We start from the raw sequence: 17269 nt of genomic DNA, 5'->3' as shown, positions 1-17269 counted from the left end.
CGATGGTGATCGAACAGGACGAAGAGGCGTGGCTTGACAGCTGTACTCCGATTCGACCATTTCGTCCCTTGTGGCGACTGAGCGGTTGGGCAGCGCGAGCGTGTCATCGTCTGTCCTCGGTTCGCCCCTGGATGGTTCTGGTGCGGCACGGCATAACAGCTCACGAGGCTCGCCGTGGCTGGGCCGGAGCGGCGATGTTCCTGATGTCGACCATCCACTCTTGGGTGACGTTCATGCTGATGGCAGGCGGGACTCTGGCGCTCGATGCATTACTTGGTCGGGCTTACCCAGTGTGGATACTTCTCCTGGAGACACTACTGATCGTAGTTTTCGTGCCGTGGCTGGCGATCTTCATCAGCAAGCCTGTCACGCGGCGTTCTACGCCCTATCGACTCATGCAGAGGATCGAAGGCGCGGTGGTCGCGTTGAATCCTACGCGGTCACACGTCCGTGTAACGCATGGTCGACACTGGGACACCTGGTACCTCATGAGCCGAGTGCGTGCGCGGAGACGTCGACGGCTGATTACCTTGGCTTGGCAGATCAGTGGGGACCTCGCGCTGCTCTGCGGTCGCTCACGACGTCATCGTGGCGAGGTCAAAGGCTTCGGCACATGGCTGTTGTGGGCTGCTGAAGACATCGATGACGTTGGTCGCAGAGATATCGTGACGCGACGTTGCGTGGCGGTTGTGCAGCATGTCATTCGGCCGGATCCGTGGCTTGAGCTCGCCATGAAACAGGCGCCGGGTGAGATTCTGCTGGTCAGGCCGAGGTTTGGTGATCGCTTTACGGCAATCGCGGGCATGTCGATACCTATAGTGATCGGGCCGCTCGCGACAGTAGTGGGGGCTTTGGTGGCGGCGCTGGTCAAATGAGCCAACTGTGGCAGTGGTGCTGGCCTTTGCCGAGGGGCCGGTGTCATGTTCGTCACCGTTTCCGCAGGACAGCGGGTAAACGGCGGCACCGGGCGTACTACTACGCTGGAGGCCGACTCGACTGGTGCATGAGAGAGCGGAGCCGACGTGTCTGTGTCTTCACCAGCCCCCGGGGCGGGATCCAGCCCCGCTGTGCCCGGTGACGCCCTCGCGGACCTGCGCGCGACCGTTGGGCTCCAGATCGCCGACGAGACCCTGCTTCGCTCGATCGCGGGCGGCCTGGCGGAGGTCGAGAAGCTGCTTCGCGACGTCGTGCGCAGCGACGTCCAGGCCGTCAACGACGCGGCGTCGCACCTGGTGGAGGCGGGGGGCAAACGTTTCCGTCCGCTGTTCACGCTGCTCTCCGCCCAGTTCGGGCCGAAGCAGGACGAGCACGTCGTCATCGCGGCCGCCGCGGTGGAGCTGGTGCACCTCGCGACGCTGTACCACGACGACGTCATGGACGAGGCGACCATGCGGCGGGGCGCGGAGAGCGTCAACGCGCGGTGGGACAACACCGTCGCCATCCTGACCGGCGACTTCCTCTTCGCGCACGCTTCGCGGCTCGTTGCGGATCTCGGGACCGACGCAGCGCGGATCATCGCGGAGACCTTCGGCGAGCTCGTCACCGGTCAGATGCGCGAGACCGTCGGGCCCCGCGAAGGGGATGACCCGGTCGAGCACTACCTGACGGTCATCGCGCAGAAGACCGGCTCGCTGATCGCGACATCCGGCCGGTTCGGCGGGATGATGTCCGGCGCCGCCGAGGAGCACATCGAGGCGCTGCGCCGCTTCGGCGACATCATCGGGACCGCGTTCCAGATCTCCGACGACGTCATCGACATCGCCTCGCCTTCGGCCGAGCTGGGCAAGGTGCAGGGCACTGACCTGCGCGAAGGCGTCCGCACGTTGCCGATGCTCTACGCGCTGGCCGATCCCGCCATCGACCCGCGCCTTGCCGAGCTGCTGTCCGGTCCGATCGCCGACGACGCCCTGGTGGCCGAGGCACTCGAACTCCTCCGCCGGTCCAGTGGCCTTGAACGCGCACGGGTGACCCTTTCCGACTACGCTCAGCGAGCACGTGCCGAGCTCGCAGCGCTGCCCGCGTCCCCTGCGCGGGACGCGTGTGAGTCGGTCGCCGACTACCTGGTCGAGCGCACGCACTAAGGGCACTAAGGGGCAGATGGATGTCCATTTTCGGACAGGTGTGGCTGTGGAGCCTGCTGGCGTTCTTCATCGGCGTGCTGCTGACCTGGCTGCTGCTGGTGCTGCCCGCCCGCAAGCGCGTCCGTGAGCTGGAAGGCGCGCTGAGCGACGCCCGCGCCGACGCCGCGCGGATACCGGCGAACGCGGGCGTTCTCGCCGCCGGGGCCGGGGCGGCGGGCGCCGCCGCGGCCGGAACGGCGATCTTCGCGCGACCGGGTGCCGACGAGGAGCCGCCCGCGCGGGGCTATCCGGACACGATCGTGGAACAGGAGCCGGTCGCGGCTCCGGAGTACGAGCACGCGGCCGAAGAAGGTGTGCTCGGTTCTCACCGCGAGCCGGAGTCTCGGGCGGAGGCAGACGAGGAAGCGCTTACTGCGACGCAGGTCTTCCAGCCGGAACCCGCGTACCCGGCGGAGGATCACGAAGCCGCGTACGCCGCCGAGCCTGCGCCCGAGCCGGAGCCCGCTCCCACCGCGGAGGAGGAGTTCACGCACTCCATCGAGCGAGTGAGCGATCCCGAGCCGGACTACCGCGCCGCCGCGACCGAGTACCTCAGCGTGCCGCCGGAGAGTGGTTACCAGTCGGACGCGACGGAGTACCTGCGCCCGGTCGAGCCACCGTTGCCGGAGGAGCCCGCTCCGCCGGCGGGGTCGTTGTTCACCTCCCCGCTGGAGGACGCCGAACCGGCCGAGTACGAACCCGCGGAGCCCGGCGAATCCGTCGAGTCCTTCGAATCCGAGGCGTCCGGGGCGGCCGAAACCCCGGCGGAGCCGGAAGAACAGCCCGCTCAGACCGGCTCGCTGTTCCAGTCCGAACCCGTCGCCGACGCGCCGCAGCGCTCGATGCTGGAGGAGCGGCTCGAACCGGGTGGCGAACCGGCTTCCCTTTTCCAGCCGTCTTCCCGCACCGAGTCCGAACTGGCGCCCGACTGGTTCGACAAGGAACCGTTGCCGGAGCGGTCCCCGTTCGAGGAGCCCGCTTCCGCCGAATACCTCGGCGAGCACGCGGCTACCGAGCAGTCTCCGTCCACATCGGACACCCCCGCGTACGCCTTCGGTGGCGGCGAGGAAACGGCTTCGGACGGCGTGCTCGACGACGTTCCGGAGGAGACTCCCGCGGAGGCGACCCAGGTGCTGCCGAAGCGGCAGCCGAGGGAGTCGCCGCGTGGCGGGTTCGAGCCGCCGCGGCCGATCCAGCCGTCGATGCGGCCGGTCGAACGGCGCGACCCGGAACTCACCGGCGGGCACAGCGGATCGCTCTTCGAGCCGTCCGTGCAGCCGAACCAGGTCGCGGCCTCGATGGCGCAGCCGCCGGAGCCGCCGCCCGCGCGGGAAGTGGCCGAGGATTCGGTGCCGCCCGGTCCGTTCGGCCCCGGCTCGGCGATGCCGCGTCCCGGCGGTGGACGTCCCGCCGAGGGCTTCGCGGTCAAGGCGAGCGTGACGGCTTTGCGGTACTGCACCGAGGATTCGCCGCAGTTCCCGCGCATGGTGGCCGAGGTCTGGTTCCGGACGCCCAGCGACGCCGAACGAGTCGGCTTCCGCCCCCTCACCTGAGGTAGCTCCGGCAAAGGTCCGTGAATGCCACATTGAGGGAATCAGAGTCCCTCAATGTGGCATTCACGGACCTCGGAAGCTCTTACGCGACCGTCCAGGTGTCCTTGCCGCGCAACAGGCCCTGCAGATCGGGCGTGCGGGCGGCGCGGGCCTCCTCGACCTGGGCGCGGGCGCCGTCGTCGTAGGTGGGGCGCTCGACCTGGCGCAGGATGCCGGTCGGAACGTGCGTGAGGTTCTGGTCGCCCAGCCGCGTCAGCGCGAAGGCGTACGAGGTGTCAGCGATCGACGGGTCGTGCACCACGAGGTTGTCCTCGCCGATGTCGGCGACCTTGCCGATGTCCAGACCACCCCAGTCACCGCGCTGGACGCCGAACTCGCTCTCCGGGCCGAAGCGGATCGGCTCACCGGCCCGCAGCGGGATCAGCCGCTGCGCCGCCTCGTCCTTGTCCTTGAGGACGTCGAACGCGCCGTCGTTGAAGATCGGGCAGTTCTGGTAGATCTCGACCAGCGCCGAGCCGCGGTGCTTCGCGGCGGCTTCGAGGACCTCGGTGAGGCCCTTGCGGTCGGAGTCCAGCGCGCGCCCGACGAACGACGCCTCGGCGCCGATGGCCAGCGAGAGCGGGTTGAACGGGGTGTCGACTGAGCCCATCGGGGTGGACTTGGTGACCATGCCCTGCCCGGACGTCGGCGAGTACTGGCCCTTGGTGAGCCCGTAGATCCGGTTGTTGAACAGCAGGATCTTGATGTTCACGTTGCGCCGCAACGCGTGGATCAGGTGGTTGCCGCCGATGGACAGCGCGTCGCCGTCCCCGGTGACGACCCATACCGACAGGTCCGGGCGGGCGGTGGCCAGGCCGGTCGCGATCGACGGCGCGCGGCCGTGGATCGAGTGCATGCCGTAGGTGTTGAGGTAGTACGGGAAACGCGAGGAGCAGCCGATCCCGGAGATGAAGACGATGTTCTCGCGCTTGAGCCCGAGCGTCGGCAGGAACGACTGGACGGCGTTGAGCACGACGTAGTCGCCGCAGCCGGGGCACCAGCGGACTTCCTGGTCGGACTTGTAGTCCTTCGCCTTCTGCGGGGCCTCGGTGCTGGGCACAAGGTCCAGACCGCCGAGGGTGGGCAGCCCCAGATCGATCGCGGTCACTTGACCCCCTCCGTAACACTGCTGGTGATGATCTCGGTGAACACGTTCTGCAGTTCCTCGGCCTTGAACGGCAGCCCGGCGACCTTGGTGTGCGAGTGCACGTCGACGAGGTACTTCGCCCGCAGCAGGAGTGCGAGCTGGCCGAGGTTCATTTCCGGGACGACGACCTTGTCGTAGGAACGCAGGACGTCGCCGAGGTTGGCGGGCAACGGGTTCAGGTGCCGCAGATGCGCCTGCGCGATCGGCATCCCGAGCTTGCGCACCCGGCGGCACGCCGCGCCGATCGGGCCGAACGAGGAGCCCCAGCCGAGCGCGAGCACGCGGGCCTTGCCACCGCTGGGATCGTCGACGACGACGTCCGGGACGTCGATGCCGTCGATCTTCGCCTGGCGCAGGCGGACCATCTTGTCGTGGTTGTCCGGGTCGTAGGAGATGTGGCCGGTGCGGTCGGCCTTCTCCAGCCCGCCGATGCGGTGCTGGAGCCCGGCGGTGCCGGGGATCGCCCACGCGCGGGCCAGCGTCTCGGGATCGCGCACGTACGGCCAGAACTCGCCGGATTCGTTGTCGGAGTTGGGTTCCGACGCGAACTCGACGCGCAGGTCCGGCAGGTCGGCGACGTCCGGGATGAGCCACGGCTCGCTGCCGTTGGCGATCGCGCCGTCCGAGAGCAGCAGCACCGGGGTGCGGTACTTCAGCGCGATGCGGGTGGCTTCGAGCGCGGCGTCGAAGCAGTCCGCAGGCGAGAGCGGCGCGACGATCGGCACCGGGGATTCGCCGTTGCGGCCGAACATCGCCTGCAGCAGGTCGGCCTGTTCGGTCTTGGTCGGCAGCCCCGTCGACGGCCCGCCGCGCTGGACGTCGATGACGACCAGCGGCAGCTCGGTCATCACGCCGAGGCCGACGGCCTCCGACTTCAGCGCGACACCGGGACCGGAGGTCGAGGTGACGCCGAGCGCGCCGCCATAGGAAGCGCCGAGCGCGGCACCGATCCCGGCGATCTCGTCCTCGGCCTGGAAGGTGATGATGCCGAAGTTCTTGTGCTTGCTCAGTTCGTGCAGGATGTCCGACGCCGGGGTGATCGGGTACGTGCCGAGCAGGATCTGCAGGCCGGACTGCTGCCCGGCGGCGACGATCCCGTACGCGAGCGCGGTGTTGCCGGTGATCTGGCGGTAGGTGCCCTTGTTCAGCTTCGCCGGGGCGACCTCGAACGTCGTCGCGAAGGATTCGGTGGTCTCGCCGTAGTTCCAGCCCGCGCGGAAGGCGAGGATGTTGGCCTCGGCGATGTCGGGCTTCTTCGCGAACTTCTCGCGCAGGAACCGCTCGGTGCCCTCGGTCGGCCGGTGGTACATCCACGACAACAGGCCGAGCGCGAACATGTTCTTGCAGCGCTCGGCGTCCTTCTTGCCGAGCCCGGTGTCCGCGAGCGCACCCTGCGTCAGTGTCGACATGGCGACGCGGTGTACCTGGAACGAGGACAGCGTGTCGTCGTCGAGCGGGTCGTTGTCGTAGCCGACCTTGACCAGGTTCCGCTTCGAGAACTCGTCGGTGTTGAGGATGATCGTCCCGCCCGACGGGACGTCGCCGAGGTTCGCCTTCAGCGCGGCGGGATTCATCGCGACGAGGACGTCGGGACGGTCGCCGGGGGTCAGGATGTCGTAGTCGGCGAAGTGCACCTGGAACGAGGAGACGCCGGGGATGGTGCCCTGGGGCGCCCGGATCTCGGCGGGGAAGTTCGGCATCGTCGACAGGTCGTTGCCGAACGCCGCGGCCTCCGACGTGAAGCGGTCGCCGGTCAGCTGCATACCGTCACCGGAGTCGCCGGCGAACCGGATCACCACGCGGTCCAGCTTGCTGACCTCGGTCGGCCTGGAAGCGGCCAGGCTCGCGGAGGCGCCGTTGCCGTTCGCACTCGTGCTCATGGGTCAGGGATTCCCTCTCTCCCGACATGCTGCGTGGCCCGGGTCGGCTCCTCGGGTGGACGCCCGCCCGGTGGTGTCGGCTCCGGCCACAGGGCCTTCCACGAGGTTAGCTCGTACCGGACCTCAGGGTCGTCGGGTGCCCGCTCGATGGACGCCTTCCGGGCTGCTGTTCCGGCATCGCTCGCCGGACGTCCTATTTACCTGTAACTGATGGTAACGGTTAAGCGCGCGGATCGCTGTGACCCACGTCTCGGCGCCGACCGTAGTGGCCGGGTGTCGAGGTCTTCTCAACGCCCGCTGATACGGGCCTTCATCGCCGCGAGCCGTTCCGCGAAGGCCGGTGAGGCCAGCGAAGCGAGCTGCGGCTTGATCTCGGCGTTGACCGCGTCGGCGTGCTCCGTGAGTCCGCGGCTGTTCCGCAGTGACTCCTTCGTCGCGAGGACAACCTCGCGCGGTGCGGCCACGGCCGGAGCGGCGAGGTCGAGTGCGGCGGTGAGCAAGGCGTCGTGATCGCCGTCGACGACCCGGAGCGCGAGGCCCGCGCGTACGGCGGCTTCGGCGTCGAGTACTTCGCCGAACAGTGTCATCGCCGCCGCTTGCTGGCTGCTGACGGCTCGCTGAACCATCCACGTCATCCCGCCGCCGGGATGCAGCCCCAGTTCCAGGAACCGGGCGACGAACTTGGCGCGGGGTCCGGCGAGGCGGACGTCCGCGGCGAGCGCGAGGTTGAGGCCCGCGCCGACGGCCGCGCCGCCGACCGCGGCGATCGTCGGAAGCCGACATCGGGCCACGGCGAGGAAACCGTCGTAGATCGCGCGGAGGCCTTCTTCGTTCGCGGTGCCCAGGGCGGTCAGGTCGGCGCCCGCGCAGAACGCCGGGGGAGCGCCGGTGACGACCACGGCGTGCACGGCCGTGTCCGCTTCGGCTCTCGCGACGGCTTCGGCCAGTTCGGCGGAGAGGCCGAGCGTGAGTGCGTTGCGGGTGTCCGGGGCGTCGACGGTCAGCAGCGCGACGCCCTTGTCGTGTTCGCTGCGGATGGTGTCGCTCATCCTCCGAGCGTGACACGGAACACGCGGCGGGTTCCCGGAATGTGGCGCACACCGCCCTTTTCGGTGCTGTTTCAAGATTCGGGAGAGGGCGGTCGTTCCAACAGGCGAGACAACACGACCGTGGAGACGGTCCGGTCGACGATCTCCAGACCGCGCAGCCGCTCCAGCGCCGTCTCCAGATGGTGGATGTCGCTCGCGCGCAGATGCACGATGGCGTCGGCGGCGCCGGACACCGTGTAGGCGGCGACGACCTCGGGCAGTGGTTCGAGCCGGGCGCGGATCCGCGCGGGCGTGATGTTGCCGTTGCAGGTGACCTCGACGAACGCCTCGGTGCCCCAGCCGAGCGCCTCGGGGTCGACGACGGCCGTGAAACCCCGCAGGACACCGGTTTCCAGCAGCCGGTCGACCCGCCGTTTCACCGCCGGGGCGGACAGGCCGACGACCTTGCCGATCTCGGCGTAGCTGGAGCGCGCGTTCGCCACGAGGCACGAAACGATTCGCTGGTCGATGGTGTTCACGCGCAATGTTTAGCATGCGGATGCGCAGTGAACAGTGATTGATTGCGGTATTAGGCGCCCCTTACCCTGCAATCATGCAGGGATCCCGACCGCTGGAGCAGCCGCGCGTGCCCACCACGCGCCGATACCTGATGTGCCCGCCGCGGTTCTTCGCGGTGGAGTACGCGATCAACCCCTGGATGGACCCGACCCAGTCGGCGAGCGCCGAGGTCGCGCTCGAGCAGTGGACCGCGCTGCGCGACACGTACCGCAGGCTCGGCCACACCGTCGAAGAGATCGAACCCGAACCCGGCCTCCCGGACATGGTCTTCGCCGCCAACTCCGGCACGGTCGTCGCCGGCCGCGTCCTCGGCTCGCGGTTCCGTGCGCCGCAGCGGGCCGCCGAGGCCGAGCACTTCCGCCGCTGGTTCGTCGAGCACGGCTACCGCGACATCACGATGCCGGAGAAGATCAACGAGGCCGAGGGCGACTTCGCCTGGACAGGGAACCTGCTGCTGGCGGGCACCGGCTTCCGCACCGACCCCGCGGCGCACGCCGAGGCACAGGAGGTCCTCGGCGTACCGGTGGTTTCGCTGAACCTCGTCGACCCGCGCTACTACCACCTCGACACCGCGTTGTTCGTGCTCGCCGAAGCCACCGACACCACCCGTGCGCAGATCGCGTACTACCCGGAGGCGTTCTCGCCGGGGTCGCGCCGGGTGCTGGAGCGGCTCTTCCCGGACGCCGTGCTGGCCGACACCGCCGACGCGGAGTGCTTCGGGCTCAACGGTGTTTCCGATGGCCGCAACGTCGTCCTGCCGGTCGAGGCGACCGGATTGGCCGCACGCCTGGAAAAGCAGGGGTACGAACCCGTCTTCGTGGACATTTCGGAGCTGCGCAAGGCAGGTGGCGGGCCGAAGTGCTGCACGATGGAGATCCGCAAAGGCTAACTGCCGGTAAAAAGATGTAACTCTCGCGCTAATCGCTCGATAGATCCACGAACCCGACCGAAAGATCTGAGCGAGGCGAGAGATGGCGGTGGCGGTCAATCTGGCCGTGCACGGGATAGGCCGCCCGGCCAGGGCGCTCGACCCCGGGGAGGACGAGCGCTGGGTGACGGAGGAGCAGTTCGAGCAGCTGCTCGACGCGGTCGCCGGGCGGACGGACGTGCACCTGAGCTTCGACGACGGCAACTCCTCCGACGTCGAGATCGCGTTGCCGCGGCTGGTGGAGCGTGGCTTGCGTGCCGAGTTCTTCCCGCTCGCGGGCAAGCTCGGCGAGCGGGGTTACGTGGATTCCGACGGCGTGCGCGAACTCGTGCGCGCGGGGATGACCATCGGGTCGCACGGCTGGGAGCACCAAGACTGGCGGCGGCTCGACGACCGGCGCGCGCGGCGGGAACTCGAGAAGGCGCCGCGGGTGCTCGGCGAGCTGAGCGGGACGCCGGTGCGGCGTTTCTCGCTGCCCTACGGCGCTTACGACCGCCGAGTGCTTGGGCGGCTGCGTGCGGCCGGGGCGATCCGGGTGTACACGAGCGACGGTTTCCCCGCGCGGGCGGACAGCTGGCTGCAGTCGCGCACCGAGGTACGGCACGATCTCGACCAGCGGTGGCTCGATGACGTCCTCGCCGGCGCGGGCACTGTGTACCGTCGAGCGGGACGCTGGGCCGCTCGCTGGGTGCGGCGCGTCGCGCGCTAGCTGGCGCTTCTTCACGCGCGTTTGAACAGTGGGAAAACTACTCACGCCTGGCTCTTGAGTTCGGTGACGCTGCGGTGCATCCTAAGTACCCGCCGCGCACGTAAGGAAGTCTTCCTAACAAATGGGAGCCAGGTTATGCGGAAACTGATCCTGCTCGTGACCCTCTTGCTGGCCGCGGCGGTGACCCCATCGGCTGTGGCCGCGCCTTTGGGTGCGTCTTTGGGTGCTCCGGCTGATGCTTCTGGTGCTTCTGTACAGGCGGGGCCGAGTGCGGCGGAACTGCTGGCGAAAACCGCGGGCTGCAAGCAGATCTCGAAGGGCAAGTACAAGACCGACGAGGAAACCGGTGCTTCGATCCCGGTGTGTGATGCCAACGGTGCCGTGTTCTGGAAGGCCGACATGGACATCGACTGCGACGGTCAGCGGACCGCGCAGTGCAACGAAAAGACCGACTGCTGCTTCCTGCCGGACACCGCTTTCCCGCAGTCCGACGGGAAACCGCTGAACGCCGCCGCGTTGCCGTATATCGTCGTGCCGCAGGCGAGCGGGATCTGGAACTACGAGGCGTCCAAACTGAAGGGCGCGGGCTCCTGCGCGGTGATCTACAACAACAAGGTGGTCTACGCGGTCATCGGGGACACCGGGCCGAAGTCCATCATCGGTGAGGCCTCCTATGCCACCGCCAAGGCACTGGGCATCAACCCCGACCCGAAGAACGGTGGCGTCGACTCCGGCGTGACCTACATCTGCTTCAAGAACTCCACGGTGTCGCCGATCGAGAACCACAGCAAGGCGACGTCGGTCGGTGAGGGGCTGGCGACGAAGTTCGTGCAGAGCAACTGATTCTTTCTCGCTCTTCTGCGAGGGGCGCCTTCGGTGCGGTGGTCGCGTCGGGGCGCCCTTCGGCGTGTTCGGGTCCACAAAGGATGGAGAGGTAGGTGTGCTGAAGGACGCCTTCGGTGCGCTCCGTGCGCTCAAGGCGTCCTTCAGTGCCGGGAAGTCTCGCCTGCCAAGCCTGCCGGACGCCGTGAAGGCCTCCTTACCGGCGCTCAGCGCCCTTAAGGACCCCTTCGCGGCTAGACTGTCCACAAAGGACAAGCATGCTGGCGCTGAACTGGGTGCCGAGGGACGCCTTGGGTGCGTTGAGTGCGACAAGGGCGTCCCTCGGTGCATCGAGCGCACCGAAGGCGTCCCTCGGCACACCGCCCAGCACTCGCTGCGGCAGATATCCACAGCCATTCGTGATTGTGGACAACTTCCCTTCCCGGAGCGCTTTTCGCGGGTTTTGTCGTACCCGGGCGATAGAATGTTGCAGGGACGCCCCCCAAGGGAAGGGTGGGGGAGGGGGTTAGGGCGGAGCGGAGCCGCGGTGATCGCCGGGTGAGTCGATCATCGGAGGCCCGGTGTCAGGGGTTCCGTTGTGTGCCAAGGATAGTGGGCCGAACGGACGTGGGGAGAGTCAAGGAAGCGTAACGACACGCACCGTCGCCGAATCGACGCGTGGGAAGCGGTAACGAACCGCGCGCGGGTACCGACCAAGGGTGCAGCGAATCCGGCTGGAGGGTGTGTCGTGCAGATCAGCGTCTTCGGGCTGGGCTACGTGGGCTGCGTGTCCGCCGCGTGCCTCGCCGGTCGTGGTCATCAGGTCGTCGGGGTGGACGTCAACCCGATCAAAATCGATCTCGTCACCCGGGGCAAGGCCCCGGTGGTCGAGGAACGCATCGGCGAGCTGACGGCGGAGGTCGTGGCGTCCGGGGCGCTGCGCGCCACCACCGACGTCGCCGAGGCCGTCGCCGCCAGTGAGATCTCGCTCGTCTGCGTCGGTACGCCGTCGGCGCCCAACGGCAGCCTTTCCACCGCGTACCTCGAACGCGTCGCGGAGGAGATCGGCGAGGCACTGAGCGCGAAAGCCCGGCGCCCCGAAGGGGCCCGCCACACGGTCGTCTTCCGCAGCACCATGCTGCCCGGCACCTGTCTCGACCTGCTGGTTCCCATTCTGGAAAAGGCCTCCGGCGGCACCGCCGGGGTCGACTTCGGGGTCGCGGTGAACCCGGAGTTCCTGCGCGAGGGCAGCAGCGTCCGCGACTTCTTCGACCCGCCGAAGACCGTCATCGGCGAGTTCGACAAGCAAAGCGGCGACGCCGTCGCGAAGCTCTACGAAGGGCTGCCCGGCGACGTCTTCCGCGTGCCGATCCCGGTCGCCGAGATGACCAAGTACGCCGACAATGCCTTCCACGGCTTGAAGATCGGCTTCGCGAACGAACTCGGCGCCGTCTGCCGCGCGCTCGGGCTCGACTCGCACCAGGTCATCGACGTCTTCCTCGCCGACCGCAAGCTCAACATCAGCCCGGCCTACCTGAGACCCGGGTTCGCCTTCGGCGGCTCCTGCCTGCCGAAGGACCTGCGTGGCCTGGTCTACGCCGCGCACCGCGCCGACGTGTCGGTGCCGATCCTCGCGCACGTGCTCCCGTCGAACGACGAGCACCTGCAGCGCGCGTTCGACCTCGTCGCCCGCACCGGGAAGCGCAAGATCGGCCTGTTCGGGCTGTCGTTCAAGCCCGGCACGGACGACCTCCGCGAGAGCCCGCTCGTCGAACTGGCCGAACGGCTGCTCGGCAAGGGCTACGACCTCAAGATCTACGACGCCAACGTCAGCCTGTCCCGGCTGATGGGCGCCAACCGCGAGTACATCGAGAGCAGGCTCCCGCACCTCGGCCAGCTGCTCGCGGGCTCCATCGGCGAAGTCCTCGCCCACGCCGACGTGTGCCTCGTCGGCAGCTCCGACGCCGCGGTCGCCGACGCGCTCCCGCACGGCGGCGACCAGGTGCTCATCGATCTCGTCCGCCTCCCCGACGCCGCCACGCGCCGGAACGAAAAGGGATACGTCGGCCTTGCCTGGTAAAAGAGCCCTGATCCTCGTCGAGAATCTTTCGGTCCCGTTCGACCGCCGGGTATGGCAGGAGAGCACGACCCTGCGCGACGCGGGGTGGGAGGTGCACGTCATCTGCCCGCAGGGCACCAAGCGGGACACCGAGGCGTACGCGGAGATCGACGGCGTCCACATCCACCGGTACCCGCTCAAGGCCGCGACCGGTGGCCCCGCCGGGTACCTGCAGGAGTACGGATCCGCGCTGTGGCACACCTTCCGGCTCGCGCGGAGGATCGGCCGCGTCGACGTCGTGCACGCCTGCAACCCGCCGGACCTGCTCTTCCTCGTCGCGCTGCTGCTCAAACGCCAGGGCGCCCGGTTCATCTTCGATCAGCACGATCTATGCCCCGAGCTGTATCTTTCGCGCTTCGACCGCGGCGAGGACTTCCTCTACCGCGGGGTCTGCGCGCTCGAACGCGCCACCTACCGCGCCGCCGACGTCGTGATCTCGACCAACGAGAGCTACCGCGAGGCCGCGCTGACCCGCGGGAAGAAGTCGCCCGACGACGTCTTCGTGGTACGCAGCGCGCCGGTGATCGACCGCTTCCAGCAGGTCCCCGCCGAGCCCGAACTCAAGCGCGGCAAGCCGCATCTGCTCTGCTACCTGGGGGTCATGGGCCCGCAGGACGGCGTCGACTACGCCCTGCGCTCGCTCGCCGCACTGCGTGACGAGGTCGGCCGCGACGACTGGCACGCCGCGTTCGTCGGCTCCGGCGACACCTTCGACGAGATGGTCGCGCTGTCGAAACAGCTCGGGCTGGCCGATCGGGTCGAGTTCACCGGCCGCATCCCGGACGCCGATCTGGTGCGCTACCTGTCGGCCGCCGACGTCTGCCTCGCGCCCGATCCGCTGAACCCGCTCAACGACGTGTCGACGATGAACAAGATCATGGAGTACATGGCCATGAGCCGCCCGATCGTCTCGTTCGACCTGCGGGAGGCGCGGGTTTCGGCGGGGGACGCGGCCCTCTACGCGCCCGCCAACGACGTCGGCGAGTTCGCGAAGCTCATCGCGAAGCTGCTCGACGATCCCGCCGAGCGTGAGCGCATGGGCGAGCTGGGCAAGGAACGCGTGAACGGGCCGCTTTCGTGGGACAACTCCCGCACCGCGTTACTCGCTGCCTACGAGCGCGCGACCTCCTGAGTGCCGAGTACAAAACTTTGAACAAAACTCCGGCGTAGCTGTAACCAATGTCGTGAACGCGACGACGGGTGGGATGAAAGCCGCGCTTCCAGCGGTGACAAGCCTTTACCAAGGCCGGATTGGTATCCACCGGCACAGTACGAGGGGAGACCCCGGCGTTGCGTGACGATACGGTGCGCCTGTCCATGGTCGGGCAGGTTCTCCGCAGGCGTTGGCGGCTGCTCGCTGTCCTCGTCGTGGTGGGGGGCCTGGCCGGTGCCGGCGCTTCCCTGCTGTTCTCCCCCGGCTACAAGACCACCGCGAGCGTGCTGATGCAGGGCCCCCGGCAGGCCGACGAGCTGCTGACCCAGGCCCAGGTCGCGACCAGCTCCGTGGTGCTCGACCGGTCCGCCGCCAACCTCGGCTGGCACGTCTCCTCCGACGACCTCCGCAAGCGGATCACCGCCTCGGCCGCGCAGGGCAACGTGGTGACCCTGGAAGTCTCCGGCGCCACCGCCGACGCGGCGAAACAGCTCGCCGACCAGGTCGCGGACCAGTTCGTGAAGTACTCGACCCAGCTGCTGGCCAACAGCATGGACCCCGCCGGGCAGCTCGCGCGGGAACAGCGGGAGACCCTGCGCCAGCAGGTCGTGCAGACCAACCAGAAGATCTCCGATCTGCAGCGTTCGGTCGAGGGCAAGGACCTGACCGTGGAAAGCGTCCAGGCCCGCACCCAGCTCGAAGGGCTGCGGACCTCGCTGGAGCAGGCGATCAACAACCTCAACCAGGCCGACGCCGCCACCGGGCAGGGCAACATGGTCGTCATGGGCCCGGCCGCGCGGCCCAGCGCCGCGGCGGCGCCGACCATGGTCCAGTTCGTCGCGGGCGGCGCCGTGTTGTTCTTCCTCGTTGGCGTCCTCGGTCACCTCTTCGCCGCGCGCGCCGACCGCAGGCTCCGGAGCGAGACGGAAATCGCCGCCGCGCTCGGTGCCCCGGTCCTTTCCGCGATCGACGTCCCCGACGCCGCCGCCCCGGCCGCCGCCACCGGACTCGGCGGGAAACTGCGCCGCGCGGTGGGCGGCGACCGGCCGTGGCACGTCCCGCGGCTCGAAATCCCGGCGGACGACCTCAACCGCGACGTCCGCTACCGGCGTGTCCTGACCCGGCTCGGGCTCACCCACGGCACCCGCGAGCGGATTCTGGTGCTCACCGCGGACGACGACGGGCCCGCGGCGGGCGCCGCCGAACAGCTCGGCGTCGCGGCCGACGCCGAGGCCGTCCCGCGGTCGGCGATGGACCGTGCCGAGATCGTCGCCTCGCGTCCGATCGTCCTCGACGGCGGCGGCGTGACGGGTGTGCTCGTCGTGCTCGGCGCGGGTTCGCGGACCGCGTGGGAGCTGGTCGGGATCGCCGAGGCCTGCGCGGATGCCGGGCACGAGATCCTCGGCGCGCTGCTGGTCCATCCGGTGCGGCCCGGTGCGGAACCCTCGAAAAGCCAGGACACCGTCCGGCGCGACGCGATGGCGGGTTCGGCGTGACTACCCGGCAAACCTCCTCCCAGCCGCTGCTCGACCTGCCGCGGCTGATCGCCTCGGTCCGCAGGGGCCGGCGGCTGTGGCTTTCCCTCGCCCTGCTCGGTCTTGTAGCAGGCGGCGCGCTCGCGGTCGTCCTGCCGTCGCCGCCGACCGCGGTCACGAAGATCATCGTGCTGCACAAGGACGATTCCCCGACCGACAGCGGCACGCTGATCCGCACCGACGTCGCCCTCATGCAGACGACGCAGATCGCCGGCGCCGCGCTGAAAGCCGTCAACAGCACGCAGAAACCGGAAGACTTCCTGAAGGACTACCAGGGTCTCGGCCTGACGAACAACGTCCTGCAGGTGACGGTCAAGGGCACCAGCGCGGCCGACGCGACAGCGCGCGCCAAGGCACTCGCCGACGCGTTCATCGCCGATCACGCGCAGCGCAACCAGGCCGCCGCGTCCGCGCAGGCCAAGGCGCTGAGCGATCAGCGCAACCAGATCCAGGCCCAGCTCGCCGACGTCGACGCGCAGATCGCGGAGAAGGAGAAGACGAACGTCAGGGGCCGGACGGCAGGCAACGCGACGGAACTCGAAACGCTGTACGGCAGGCGCGCCGCGCTCACCGCGCAGATCTCCGACTTCGAACAACGCGCGCAGCAGGCCGGGATCGGCACCCCGCAGATCGCCGCGGGCACGCAGATCATCGAGACACCGCGGGTCCTGCCGCGTTCGCTGCTCAAGACCGGCGCGCTCAACAGCGGTATCGGTCTCGCGCTGGGCCTGGCACTGGGGCTCGCCCTCGCGCTCGTCACCGGCGTCGTGCGGGACAGGCCGGTGCTGCGCCGCGAGATCTCCGAACACCTCGGTGCGTCGGTCATCGCACAGCTTTCCTCGCCGCCGCGCGGTCCGGTCAAACTCTGGCGACGTTCACGCGGGGTCACCGACCGGAAGAGGATCGCGACGACACTCGTCCGTGCGATCCGCTCCGACGCCGGGTCCGTGTCGTTGCTGGAACTCGGCTGTCCGAAGGTCACCGCCGCGCTCGCCCTCGACATGGCAGCCGAACTCGACGAGCCGGTCGCGCTCGTCGACGATCTGCCGGGCGGGGAGCTGCGCACGCTCGCCGCCGCCTCGGGCAGCGAGGCCAGGCTCGTGGCCGTCGACGCCCCACCGGCCGAGCCCGAGGAACGCCGGATAGGCGTCGGCTCGGTCTCGCCGGGGGTGGCGTGGACCGACCTGGACGCGCTCGGCGAGGAGACCGTGCTCGTCGTGCGGGCAGGGAAGGAAAGCACGCTGTGGCTGCACACCGTGGCGCGGCAGCTGGCCGACCGGGCCATCCCGATCATCGGCGTCGTCGTGGTCGACCCCGATCCGCGCGACCGTACCGACGGCACGTTGTGGGACGGCCTGCACACCGCGTTGCGCGGCCGTGCGGCCGCACAGCGGTCGAAGGAACTGGACGTCCCCGAAACCACGCCGGCGATTCCGGAACCGGTGGACGACGGACGGAAGATCTCGGACTCCGAGGCCCCGACGAGGATTCTGGCGCCGGTCAAGCCGGTGGCGAAACCCAAGCCGGGCAAGCAAATCCGCAACGGCGTGCCACGCAGGCCGACACCGTTGCTGCACGATCCCGCGCACAAGGGCGAACTGCCGACCGAGCACTTTTCGCCGGTCACCGGGGAGAAGAACGCGGAAGTCTCGTGACG

Annotated in this window: 14 protein-coding genes; 10 read left to right on the top strand and 4 right to left on the bottom strand. The window is 68.9% G+C overall.

The features are described 5' to 3' along the window. Window positions 1-2 precede the first annotated feature (2 nt). From ACFW0G_RS05570 to ACFW0G_RS05560, 3 genes are all read left to right on the top strand, one after another. Window positions 3-875 (top strand): hypothetical protein, encoded by an 873-nt coding sequence (locus ACFW0G_RS05570; RefSeq protein WP_378323561.1) that lies wholly within the window; start codon window positions 3-5, stop codon window positions 873-875. Between the two features lie 153 nt (window positions 876-1028). Continuing rightward, window positions 1029-2081, top strand: coding sequence for a polyprenyl synthetase family protein (locus ACFW0G_RS05565; RefSeq protein ID WP_378323560.1), 1053 nt, complete (start codon window positions 1029-1031; stop codon window positions 2079-2081). Between the two features lie 20 nt (window positions 2082-2101). After that, window positions 2102-3673 (top strand): hypothetical protein, encoded by a 1572-nt coding sequence (locus ACFW0G_RS05560; RefSeq protein WP_378323559.1) that lies wholly within the window; start codon window positions 2102-2104, stop codon window positions 3671-3673. 82 nt (window positions 3674-3755) lie between these two features. On the opposite strand, the gene ACFW0G_RS05555 is transcribed toward ACFW0G_RS05560, so the two are convergent. From ACFW0G_RS05555 to ACFW0G_RS05540, 4 genes are all read right to left on the bottom strand, one after another. Continuing rightward, window positions 3756-4820 (bottom strand): 2-oxoacid:ferredoxin oxidoreductase subunit beta, encoded by a 1065-nt coding sequence (locus ACFW0G_RS05555; RefSeq protein ID WP_378323558.1) that lies wholly within the window; start codon window positions 4818-4820, stop codon window positions 3756-3758. Further along, on the bottom strand, window positions 4817-6739 hold the full coding sequence (locus ACFW0G_RS05550; RefSeq protein WP_378323557.1) for a 2-oxoacid:acceptor oxidoreductase subunit alpha: 1923 nt from the start codon (window positions 6737-6739) through the stop codon (window positions 4817-4819). The genes ACFW0G_RS05555 and ACFW0G_RS05550 overlap by 4 nt, the downstream gene beginning before the upstream one ends. 287 nt (window positions 6740-7026) lie before the next feature. Then, window positions 7027-7788, bottom strand: coding sequence for an enoyl-CoA hydratase (locus ACFW0G_RS05545; protein WP_378323556.1), 762 nt, complete (start codon window positions 7786-7788; stop codon window positions 7027-7029). 71 nt (window positions 7789-7859) lie between these two features. Further along, window positions 7860-8306: an Lrp/AsnC family transcriptional regulator gene (locus tag ACFW0G_RS05540; RefSeq protein WP_378323555.1), complete on the bottom strand. Its 447-nt coding sequence runs from the start codon at window positions 8304-8306 to the stop codon at window positions 7860-7862. Between the two features lie 74 nt (window positions 8307-8380). Here ACFW0G_RS05540 and ddaH point away from each other — a divergent pair, with 74 nt between their 5' ends. The 7 genes from ddaH (at window position 8381) to ACFW0G_RS05505 (ending at window position 17267) form a co-directional block, all read left to right on the top strand. Beyond that, window positions 8381-9235, top strand: coding sequence for a dimethylargininase (gene ddaH, locus ACFW0G_RS05535; RefSeq protein WP_378323554.1), 855 nt, complete (start codon window positions 8381-8383; stop codon window positions 9233-9235). Window positions 9236-9317: 82 nt separating this feature from the next. Next, window positions 9318-9983 (top strand): polysaccharide deacetylase family protein, encoded by a 666-nt coding sequence (locus ACFW0G_RS05530; RefSeq protein WP_378323552.1) that lies wholly within the window; start codon window positions 9318-9320, stop codon window positions 9981-9983. Between the two features lie 135 nt (window positions 9984-10118). Then, window positions 10119-10826 carry a glycoside hydrolase family 75 protein gene (locus ACFW0G_RS05525; RefSeq protein WP_378323551.1) on the top strand — a complete coding sequence of 236 codons (708 nt, stop codon included), beginning with the start codon at window positions 10119-10121 and terminating at the stop codon, window positions 10824-10826. Window positions 10827-11553: 727 nt separating this feature from the next. After that, complete coding sequence (locus ACFW0G_RS05520) at window positions 11554-12885, top strand: nucleotide sugar dehydrogenase (RefSeq protein ID WP_378323550.1); 1332 nt, start codon at window positions 11554-11556, stop codon at window positions 12883-12885. Continuing rightward, the gene (locus ACFW0G_RS05515; RefSeq protein ID WP_378323549.1) at window positions 12875-14056 is read left to right on the top strand and encodes a glycosyltransferase family 4 protein; all 1182 of its coding nucleotides are present in this window, start codon (window positions 12875-12877) and stop codon (window positions 14054-14056) included. The genes ACFW0G_RS05520 and ACFW0G_RS05515 overlap by 11 nt, the downstream gene beginning before the upstream one ends. A gap of 158 nt (window positions 14057-14214) precedes the next feature. Beyond that, window positions 14215-15573 (top strand): exopolysaccharide biosynthesis protein, encoded by a 1359-nt coding sequence (locus tag ACFW0G_RS05510; protein ID WP_378323548.1) that lies wholly within the window; start codon window positions 14215-14217, stop codon window positions 15571-15573. Then, window positions 15570-17267 carry a Wzz/FepE/Etk N-terminal domain-containing protein gene (locus ACFW0G_RS05505; RefSeq protein ID WP_378323547.1) on the top strand — a complete coding sequence of 566 codons (1698 nt, stop codon included), beginning with the start codon at window positions 15570-15572 and terminating at the stop codon, window positions 17265-17267. Before ACFW0G_RS05510 ends, ACFW0G_RS05505 begins: the two co-directional genes overlap by 4 nt. Window positions 17268-17269 lie beyond the last annotated feature (2 nt).

Origin of the sequence: Amycolatopsis sp. NPDC058986 (assembly GCF_042741125.1) — a bacterium.
Taxonomy (GTDB): Bacteria; Actinomycetota; Actinomycetes; order Mycobacteriales; family Pseudonocardiaceae; genus Amycolatopsis.
Note: the sequence above shows the minus strand (reverse complement) of the source record. Positions and strands in the feature narration are given on the sequence as shown.

Excerpts from the sequence above, each read along its gene's own strand:
- ACFW0G_RS05570 (WP_378323561.1), top strand. The coding sequence starts at position 3 with ATGGTGATCGAACAGGACGAAGAGGCGTGGCTTGACAGCTGTACTCCG.
- ACFW0G_RS05560 (WP_378323559.1), top strand. The coding sequence starts at position 2,102 with ATGTCCATTTTCGGACAGGTGTGGCTGTGGAGCCTGCTGGCGTTCTTC.
- ACFW0G_RS05550 (WP_378323557.1), bottom strand. The coding sequence starts at position 6,739 with ATGAGCACGAGTGCGAACGGCAACGGCGCCTCCGCGAGCCTGGCCGCT.
- ACFW0G_RS05545 (WP_378323556.1), bottom strand. The coding sequence starts at position 7,788 with ATGAGCGACACCATCCGCAGCGAACACGACAAGGGCGTCGCGCTGCTG.
- ddaH (WP_378323554.1), top strand. The coding sequence starts at position 8,381 with ATGCAGGGATCCCGACCGCTGGAGCAGCCGCGCGTGCCCACCACGCGC.
- ACFW0G_RS05530 (WP_378323552.1), top strand. The coding sequence starts at position 9,318 with ATGGCGGTGGCGGTCAATCTGGCCGTGCACGGGATAGGCCGCCCGGCC.
- ACFW0G_RS05525 (WP_378323551.1), top strand. The coding sequence starts at position 10,119 with ATGCGGAAACTGATCCTGCTCGTGACCCTCTTGCTGGCCGCGGCGGTG.